The organism is Synechococcus sp. RC10B2, assembly GCF_047502635.1.
Genome location: NZ_JANSHO010000040.1, coordinates 1 through 9,551 on the forward strand (window position 1 = coordinate 1; position 9,551 = coordinate 9,551).

The window sequence follows — 9,551 nt, forward strand, 5'->3', positions numbered from 1 at the left end:
TTATACATTATTTTCAGTATAGTTGAGCTTATTATTGACTAGAGTCATGCTCCTCTGCCATGCGCTGCCCCAGACGACCACCCCCAACCCCTCTTCCACCCTGGGAGAGGAAATGCCTGCTCTAGGGGATCCGGGTCCGCAACAGTTCAAGTGGGCTAATGGGGGATCCCCCTCGAGAGGGGAGAGACTCAGCTCAGCAATATCCGTGCCTAGTCAAAGCAGAGGGCTATTGTTAAGGAATCTAAAGTAAAGTTGAGCTTTTGATATCACTGTTGCCGTCTGGTTACCGAAAGCGCTATCGTCTAAGCATCAAAGCTTTTTTCAAAGCTGCTTTATGGGCCCTGGAGGAGCGACCCCTCTGGGGCTTCTTCCATCCGGCTGCAGCTGAGAGGGCAAGGGATGGCTTTATGGGGTAGGGATCACTCCTCGGCGGACGGCAGGCCCCAGGGCGTGGCTGCCGATGTCAGAACGGTAGTAGGCCTTGGGAAACTGCACTTGCTCCACAGCTGCGTAGGCTTGGCGCAGGGCCTCGGGTAGGGTTGCCCCTTGGCCGGTAAGACAGAGAACGCGCCCGCCATCGCTCAGGAGCTGCTTGCCTGCCTGGCGGGTACCCGCATGAAACACCAACGCCCCCGTGGTGGCAGCTGCATCCAAGCCGGAGATGGGGATCCCTCGCTCGTAGGCATCGGGATAGCCTGGGGCTGCCATCACCACGCAGGCGGCATAGCCGGGTTTCCATTTGAGCTGGATTTGGGCCAGCCGTCCTTCTATACAGGCCAGCAGCACCTCGTCCAAAGGGTTTTCCAGCAAGGGCAGGATGACCTGAGCTTCGGGATCCCCAAAGCGGCAGTTGTACTCCAACACGTAGGGATCCCCACTGGGCGTGATCATCAAACCGGCATAGATCACCCCCTGGTAGCGGATGCCCCGCCGTTGCAAAGCCTCCAGGGTGGGATCCAGGATCTGGGTTTGGATGCGGGCCAACCCTTCTGGAGTGACCAGGTGATCCGCAGGGGCATGAGCTCCCATGCCGCCGGTGTTGGGGCCAGTATCGCCCTCGCCAAGGCGCTTGTAGTCCTGGGCAGGTGGCAGCGGCACACAGATCTGGCCATCGGTTAGAGCCAAAACCGACACCTCCTGGCCGGGGATAAACTCCTCGATCAGCACCTGATCGCCCGGCTTGGCCAGGGCTGCTTCCAGGGCTTGCACGGCTTCTTCCCGGTTTTGGGCAACGGTTACCCCCTTGCCGGCAGCCAGTCCGTCTTTTTTGATGACCACTGGGAAACTCTGGGAGTCGAGATAGGCCACAGCGGCAGATAGCTCAGCAAAGCCGGTAGCGCGAGCAGTCGGGATCCCCGCCTCTTGCATCAATTGCTTAGCCCAGAGTTTGCTTCCTTCCAGTTGGGCAGCGGCGCGGCTAGGCCCGAAAATGGGCAACCCTGCTGCCTGGAAGGCGTCCACGATCCCCTGCACCAAGGGCAGCTCTGGCCCTACCACCGTCAGGCGGATCCCTTGTACGGTAGCAAACCGCACCAGGCCTTCAATGTCGGTAGCCGCCAAAGCCACGGATTGACAGCGGGGCAGCTGCTGCATGCCGCCGTTGCCGGGGGCACAGTAGATCCGAGTAACCTGGGGAGACTGCAACAGCTTCCAGGCCAGGGCGTGTTCTCGTCCCCCCGATCCGATGACCAGAGCCTGCATAGTGTGTTATTCCACCGTTTCTAAACCCAGCTTGCCTGTCTCCCGAACATCCCCCATTAGACCATGTTCTTGCCCCGTTTCTAGGGTGTTGGCACACTCTGGACGGCGAGAGAACGGCCCCGCCAGGTCCAGTTGCGGCCGGTGGTGGTGCGGATGGCCGAAGCCAAGATGATGGCCGCTGTCGCCCAACCCCCCACTGCCGTTAGCCACCAGTAGCAGAGGGGCAGATGCGCCCAATGCCGGAGCAGAAGCCGGATGGCCAATTGGGCCAGGATCCCTGCCAAGCTGGCCAACAGCACCTCCAGGGATCCCGTAGCCCCAGCCAGGATCACCCCCAACCAGGGCAAGCTGCAGATCCCCAAGACCGTACCCATTGCCAACACCGCCAAGGCCCAGTTGCGCTCCAGGCCCAGGAACCAGTTTTTGGTCCACCCTTCCCAAAGGGCAGCCCCGTTGGCATACATGCGGCTGCGCACCCGCGGCCCCCCCAGGCAAATTTGCAGGCCCAACCCCTGGGCTTTGATCCGTTGCCCCAGGGCCACATCCTCGATCACCACATCGGCCACTCCGGCATGCCCGCCCACTTGCTCGTAGGCGGAGCGGCGAAACAGCAGGAAGGGACCAAAGGCAAAGGCTTTGGGGTTGTCGGGATCGTTCACGGCGGCAAAGTTGTAACCCACCGCCAGGATGGTCATCATGATGGGTTGCACCAGCCACTCCGCTAGGCAACCGCACACCAATTGCGGCCCTACACTCACCAAGCCGCTGCCGCTTGCCAGCAAATGTCCTAAGGCCGCTTCAATGGCACCGGATCCCAGCCGCACGTCGCAATCCAGAAACAGCAAGTAGTCGGCTTCTACGCGGGCGACGGCTTGGGCACAGGCCCAGTTTTTGCCCACCCACCTTTGGCCTTTGGGACGGGGATCCCCCTTGAGCAGGTGTAGGCGCGGATCTTGCCGTTCGGCAGCCAGGGCTTGGGCCAGCTCCCAAGTGGCATCCGTGGATTCATCGTCCACCAACCACACCTGTAAAGGGGCAGAGGTGCTGTCCAGAATGCTGCTCAGGCAGCCCACCACGTTCTCGGCCTCGTTGTAGGCGGGCACGATCACCGCCAGCCGCTCCATCCCGGCCGCGATTTCCCCTGCCTGTTCCGCCGGGGGATCCCTCAGCCAGGGGGAAGCCCGCAACGCTCGCCTCAGTTGCAGAGCCACTAGGGCAATCGCCAAAGCTGTTAAGGACAATACCCCCGTTAGGATTTCTCGGATCCCCACTCCTGCTTCCCTCGTTGTTTAGATGTGCTCAGGAACAGATTCCCACCTCTAATGCTCTAGCTCTGGGATGGCCCAATGATTTTCTAGGCAGACAAAACCCCTTCTACGATATCGCCATAGGGCCGGGGAAAGATTAGCCAGACCTGGCGCTGGGTTTCCACCAAGGCACGCACAAAAGGGGAAAGATGGGCAATTTCTTCATAGCCACGCTCGGTTTTGAGCTGGATCCCTTGGTCATAAAAGCTATAGCCCTGGACATGGGCAGAGCGGATGCCCAAATAGCTTTCAGGATCCAGCCCATCCCGCAGCATTTTGGCCTGCACGGCGGCCACCAGGGTTTGGCGTTGTTCCTCAGACAACTGGGTAATGTTGCGGGCCTTGAACAAATCCCGCTCCAAGTAGCGCCGCGACAGATCCGCCAAGATGGGATCCTTCCCCGACATGGCCCAGAGGCGCATGGGGTAGCTGAAGATGATATCGTCGGCAGCCAAGTAGAGGGGGAGCGGCAACTCGAAGGGATCCCCTTTTTGAGCCGCCAGCGAGGCCCAGCACCAAGCGCTGAGGATGGGATCCAGCTCAATCTCCCCCCTTTGCAGGAGCGCCTCTGCCCGCCTGAATAGCCGCTCCAAGATAAAACGGGCACAGAGGCTCTTGGGGTGCTGGTACACCTGGGTGTACATGAAATAGCGCACCACCAGGTAGTGCTCGATGGCCCCCAGGCCTTTGCGGGCGGGAATGGAGAGGGATCCCGTCTCCGGGTCGTAGTCCAACACCGTGAGGATGCGATCCAGATCCAGGTGGCCGTATTGGGCGCCGGTGAGCAGGCTGTCGCGCATGAGGTAATCAAAACGGTCGCAGTCCAGTTGGCTGGCAATGAGCTGCCCCACCAGCGGCAGGGGGAAGCGTTTCTGCCACACCTGCTCCAGTTGAGCGGGCAGTTGCGGGTCGAACTCCGCCAGAAGAGTCGCCACCTGGGGATCCTCGCGTACAATGCGGGCCGTCCAGACCTCATGGCGGCAGCCAAAAATCTCCTCCCCTGCATGGCTAAAAGGAGGGTGCCCAATGTCGTGCAGCAGGGCGGCAACCAGGGTAACGGCGCGGTAGGGGCGCAGCTCCGGGTAGCGGCGGGCCAACTTGTCGAGCAGCCGCCGCGTAACCTGCAGCACCCCCACCGAGTGGGTAAAGCGGGATCCCTCGGCCCCGTGGAAGGTCAAAAAAGCGGTGTCCAACTGGCGGATGCGGCGCAGGCGTTGGAAGGCCGGTGTGTCGATGAGGCGAATCAGCAGCGCCTCAACCGGATCCCCGCCATCCAGGCTGATGGCGCCGTGCAGGGGATCGTGGTAGGTGCGGGACTTGCAAAAGCGCAGCGCCATACTCCCACCATACTCGCCGATTGGCCGATCTTTGGTTAGCCTGTCTGGGGGGCTTCCCGCCCCGCCCGACCCCTGCCCAGTCTTTCCAAAGCTACCCCCTTGCACCTGCTTTCTTTGCCGACAGATGCAAGCGTCCAGATACCGAAAAAACCGACCTCCAGACCCTCAGACGGCTGGGCTGCTCCTCCTCTCAATCCTAATTTTGCTGCTCGGATCAGGGCTAGCCGCCTGTTCTGCCGCTTCGAAATCCCCTCTGCCTGCTGTGCCCGGCCCACCCGCCCTCACCCGCTACGTTGCCCTGGGAGCCAGCGATGCCGTCGGCTTCAACGCCTCCATCTCCTGCGATGGCCCGGCCAACGCGGCCGGCACCCGTCCGCAGCGCTCAGAACCCCTGGACTGCCCCAATGGAACGGGGTATATCCCTCGCCTGGCCCGCCTGCTGCCCGGCCCGGTGGAGCTCATCAACTTGGGCCGCTCGGGAGCGGTGCTCAGCCCGGCCATGCAAGCCCTGCGGGAAGGGATCCCGGCCAACCTGCTCCAGGATCAAGTGCCGCGCATCCCTCCCAATGCTGACCTAATCACCATCTGGGTGGGCGGCAACGACACCAACGCCATTGTTTTTGCCGCCGCCCAACGGGCCCTGCAGGGGGAGGATCCCTTGCCCTTTGTCGAGCGCCAGATCCAACAATTTGCCGCCGACTACCAAACCCTGCTGCAGGCGGTGCACGCCCGCGCCCCCCAAGCCCGCCTGGCAGTGGCCAACCTGCCCAACTTTGCCCTGATCCCCTTGGGCCAGCAGCAGCCCAGCAGCCTGCGCCGACTGCTGGCTCTGGTCTCCGTCGGCCTCAGCCAACGGGCCATCAACCCCTTGAGCCAGCAAGGGATCCCGGTGGTGGACTTGCTCTGCGATCCCCGCTCCTACCGCCGCGAATCCTTCTTTCCCGGCCTGCTGGCCGACGGCTTCCACCCCAACGACCGGGGCTACGCCGACCTGGCCGAGGCCTTCCTGAGAGCCCTGCAGCAGCCCGTTCCGCCCCAAAACCGCTGCCCGCCCTTTAGCGACGTGGGATCCCTTTCTCCCGAAGCGTTGGCCGCCCTTGGCAAGGCAGAGCTCTCTTCCAGCAGCTTTCCGGCAGCAGAGCTCAACCCCCCCGGCCCAGGGAAGAAGGAGGAGACCTGAGCGCCAGCCACCCGGTCTTACGAAGCCGCCACCGCCGCCGAGGAGCGCCGCCGCCGCCCCAGGGCTATCCGTTCCTGTTCTGTCTTCGTCTCCCCTGTGGGCAGAGCAGTTACAGGTACAGACTCCTCCTCAGGCGATTGCACAAAAACCAGCACCGTCGGCTTGCCGGGCAACTGTTCCCGCACAAAGCGGCGCACCACCCGCTCCACTTCTGCCTTGAGGCCGGCCCAGTCAATATCCAGCCTGCCCCGCTCCAGCGAGCGGGCAAAGCGCGGCCAAGCTTGCTTGAGGGTGTCCTCCAGCAGGGGTTTCAGGTCGGATCCCTTGAGAGAGGTGCCCTCGCCTGCTAGGCCCAAGCTTTGCACCTGCGGCGTGCAGAGCAACTGGCCCCTGCCATCCAAGCTGATCACCACCGTCAGCATGCCATCTTTGGCCATCTGCTGGCGCTCTTGCAGCATCTCGTCCATCACCACCCCATCGTGGGAAGCGGCGATCATCTGCAGGCCAGAAGGCACTTTGTCTACAATGGCAATGCGCTCCTGGTTCACCTCCACCACATCGCCGTTGCCGATGATCACGATGTTTTCCCGCGGGATCCCCATGCTCATCGCCGTTTCGGCGTGCTTGACGAGCATGCGGTACTCCCCGTGGGTAGGAACAAAGAACTTGGGGCGCGTGAGGGCGATCATCAGCTTTTGGTCTTCCTGACAGCCGTGGCCGGAGACGTGTAGCCCCTTGTCCTTGCCGTAGATGACATCGGCTCCCAGCTCCATCAGCTTGTCGATGACCCGCGTTACTGCGAGCGTGTTGCCGGGAATGGGGTTGGCCGACCAAATCACCGTGTCTCCTGGCTTGATCTGCAACTGCGGATGCTCGCCGTTGGCAATGCGGGTCAGAGCAGCCAGCGGCTCGCCTTGGGATCCCGTGGTGAGGATGATCACTTTGTCGTCCGGCAGGCTGTTGATGACATGCATCGGCTGCAGCGTCTCGTCCTTGCAGCGGATGTAGCCCAGGCGCCGCGCGTGAGCCACCACGTTCAACATCGAGCGCCCCAGCAAAGACACCACCCGGCCCTGCTGCTCAGCAATCTGCAACACCAAGTTGAGGCGATGTACCGAAGAAGCGAAGGTAGTGATGATCACCCGTCCCTTGGCTCCCGCAATCGCCTTGGTAAGGCCTGGCACTACCGAGGCTTCGGAAGGAGTAAACCCGGGCACCTCGGCGTTGGTGGAGTCGCTAATCAGACACAGCACCCCCTTTTCCCCGTGCTCGGCCAGCCGCTGCAGGTCGAAGCGCTCCCCATCCACCGGTGTGTGGTCGATCTTGAAGTCGCCCGTCTGGATGACAACACCCACCGGCGTGTGCAGAGCCACCGTGAAGCTGTCGGGAAAAGAGTGGGTATTGCGGATGAATTCGGCAAAAAAGTTCTTGCTCAGGGGCACGATATCTCGCGGCCCGACCGGGCGCAATTCTGTGCGGTTCAACAGCCCCACCTCGCGCAGCTTGTCCTCCAGCAGCGCCAGCGCCAAACGCGGGCCATAGATAACCGGAATGTCGAATTCTCGTAGGTGATACGGGATCCCGCCAATGTGATCTTCGTGGCCGTGGGTAACTACCATCCCCCGCACCTTGTCCCGGTTTTGCTTGATGTAGGTCATGTCCGGCAGCACGATGTTGATGCCGTGCATGCTCTCATCGGGAAAAGCCAAACCGGCATCCAGCAGGATGATGTCATCCTCGTAGCGGAAGGCCCAGGTGTTTTTGCCGATCTCCCGCTCGCCTCCTAGCGGGATCATCTGCAGAGAGGAAGTGGGCTTAGCTGCCGAAGCCGCAGGACGGGAAGCGATCGAAGTACGTGGTGTTGGCATACTAGCTTTAGATCCTCAACAGTGACAGTCAAACAACAGACGAAAACTGGTATAGACAAATCCCAGCAAACTTACCCGCAAGGTCATAGGTAAAAGGCGGATTCCGCTGTTGCAATTTACCTCTTTCCCAGTTGGGAAAAAGCAAAAATTAGAAGGAAAACTGTCTTAATCACAGCTCAAACGCCACAGAAGACCCCCTAACCCTTAAAAAACTCTCGTCATGGTAAAGGTAAAACCTAAGAAAATAATCGAATCATGAAGCCTTCGCCGTCCTTCGTTCGGATCCCTGCGCTTCAGCCAGGAGGCCCATTTCTTGCAGCACTTGCCGTAAAACCTGTAAAGAACCGCCCTGGAGAGGCACCAGCGGAGGGCGCACCTGCCCCACTAGCCAACCCTGCATCTCTAGCGCTGCTTTGATCGGAACAGGGTTGGTCTCAATAAACAAAGCCTTAAACAGCGGAAACAGACGCAAATGATAAGTCAAGGCTTGGTCGTGTTGTCCCCTGCTGTAGCTTTGAATCAATTCCTGCAGTTGCGGCCCAACTAAGTGGCTAGCTACACTGACCACACCGCTGCCTCCCAAAGATAGGATCGGCAATGTCAGAGAGTCATCTCCTGAGTAGATGCCGAAATGTGAGGGAGTGAGCCGCCGAATTTCCGAGACTGCGTCCATTATACCACTAGCTTCCTTGATGGCGACAATCGTTTCCAACTCCGCCAATTTCGCCACAGTTTCCGGCTGCAGGCTCACCCCCGTCCGACCAGGAATGTTGTAGAGCATGATGGGCAGGTCGCTGGCTTGGGCGATCGCCTTAAAGTGCTGATAGAGGCCAGCTTGGGTGGGTTTGTTGTAGTAGGGCACCACCTGTAAAGAGCCATCCAAGCCCAATTGGGCAGCTTTTTTGGTGGCTTCAATGGCTTCGCGGGTGGAGTTGGATCCCGTCCCGGCGATAACTTTAGCCCGACCGGCCACCGCATCTCGCACCACGCGGAACAGTTCGTACTCCTCTTGCCAGGTTAGGGTGGGAGACTCGCCGGTGGTGCCACAGACCACGAGACCATCGCTGCCATGGGTTACCAAGTAATCGGCCAAACGAGCGGCTTCTTCGTAGTTAAGCTCCCCCTCAGGTGTAAAGGGAGTCACCATTGCCGTCAGCACGCGACCGAAATTCACAGGTTGCCTCTCCCCATCAACCACACCGCTCGCCATCGCCGGTCTGTGACCCCGCAAAATCCAATGCTGCGGGCTAGAGCCTTGATTATCCCCTTATCATAGCTGCCTTTGGGCCAGGGATCCCGTTTGGCCGAGGGGGCTGCTTGCCAAGGCCCGGCTCACCGGTTGCTTCAGACCGGCTAAAAAGGAGATAACCTAGAGAGGGCAGACCGTTTGAACCCAGAATGTACGGCTGCTCACCAACTCTGCCTCCAGTCGTGGGGTCAGCAGCCTTCTTGCTTTCGACCTTTGAGCTTCGAGGATTGCGATGGACGCCCTAGCCGCCCTAAAAGCGCGCATCTCCGCCGACAAGTTCGATCCCAGCCGCTCTTTATCGGAGATGGAGATCCAAGAGCTGGTTGCCTATGCTACGGAAGCCCCCTCTTCCTTCAACATCCAGCATTGGCGGTTTGTTGCCGTCGCCGATCCTGCAGATAAAGAGCGCCTCAAGGCCCTGGCCTACAACCAGCAGAAGGTGGCGGATGCGGCGGTGGTGTTTATCATCTTGGGGGATCTGAAGGGCTATGAGAAGCTGCCTGAGATCGCCCAAAGGGCCGTTGCCGCCGGGATCCTCCCTCCTGAGCGGGCGGAAAGTTGGGTAAGCATGGCCCAAGCCACCTACGCCAACAACCCCACCTTGGCGCGGGACGAGGCGATTCGCTCCGGGGCGCTGGCGGCCATGGCACTGATGATCGCGGCGCAGGCGAAGGGTTTGGTGAGCGGGCCGATGATCGGCTTTGACCCTGAAGGGGTCAAGCGAGAGTTTGGGATTGCCGATCGCTACGTGCCGGTGATGCTGCTGGCGGTGGGCTACCCTGCGCCCGGCAACTTGCCGCGCAAGCCTCGCTTGGGGGTGGATGAAGTTCTGGCCTTTGGGCGAGGGCGGGAGTTTTAGCTAATCCGCCGTTCGCGCTAGCGGGACGTAGTCCTGGAAGCCCCGCTCTG

Annotated in this window: 7 protein-coding genes; 2 read left to right on the forward strand and 5 right to left on the reverse strand. The window is 60.7% G+C overall.

The genetic code is table 11. The features are described from left to right. Positions 1-405 precede the first annotated feature (405 nt). The 3 genes from purD to NW855_RS04670 all read right to left on the reverse strand — a co-directional run bounded on the left by purD (position 406) and on the right by NW855_RS04670 (position 4,345). Positions 406-1,701 (reverse strand): phosphoribosylamine--glycine ligase, encoded by a 1,296-nt coding sequence (gene purD / locus NW855_RS04660; RefSeq protein ID WP_414508411.1) that lies wholly within the window; start codon positions 1,699-1,701, stop codon positions 406-408. Positions 1,702-1,781: 80 nt separating this feature from the next. After that, positions 1,782-2,942 carry a glycosyltransferase gene (locus NW855_RS04665; RefSeq protein ID WP_414508412.1) on the reverse strand — a complete coding sequence of 387 codons (1,161 nt, stop codon included), beginning with the start codon at positions 2,940-2,942 and terminating at the stop codon, positions 1,782-1,784. A 113-nt stretch (positions 2,943-3,055) separates the two neighbouring features. Then, entirely contained in the window at positions 3,056-4,345 is a 1,290-nt protein-coding gene (locus tag NW855_RS04670) for an HD domain-containing protein (protein WP_414508413.1), read from the reverse strand. 202 nt (positions 4,346-4,547) lie between these two features. Between NW855_RS04670 and NW855_RS04675 the strand changes: the two genes are divergently transcribed. Beyond that, positions 4,548-5,525, forward strand: a complete 978-nt coding sequence (locus tag NW855_RS04675; protein ID WP_414508414.1) for an SGNH/GDSL hydrolase family protein — start codon at positions 4,548-4,550, stop codon at positions 5,523-5,525. A 17-nt stretch (positions 5,526-5,542) separates the two neighbouring features. Here NW855_RS04675 and NW855_RS04680 read toward each other — a convergent pair whose 3' ends face one another. Further along, positions 5,543-7,393, reverse strand: a complete 1,851-nt coding sequence (locus tag NW855_RS04680; protein WP_099835632.1) for a ribonuclease J — start codon at positions 7,391-7,393, stop codon at positions 5,543-5,545. A gap of 253 nt (positions 7,394-7,646) precedes the next feature. After that, a complete protein-coding gene (gene dapA / locus NW855_RS04685; protein ID WP_049749712.1) occupies positions 7,647-8,603 on the reverse strand; it encodes a 4-hydroxy-tetrahydrodipicolinate synthase in 957 nt (318 codons plus the stop codon). 271 nt (positions 8,604-8,874) lie between these two features. Here dapA and NW855_RS04690 point away from each other — a divergent pair, with 271 nt between their 5' ends. Beyond that, positions 8,875-9,501, forward strand: a complete 627-nt coding sequence (locus NW855_RS04690) for a nitroreductase family protein (protein ID WP_099812400.1) — start codon at positions 8,875-8,877, stop codon at positions 9,499-9,501. Positions 9,502-9,551 lie beyond the last annotated feature (50 nt).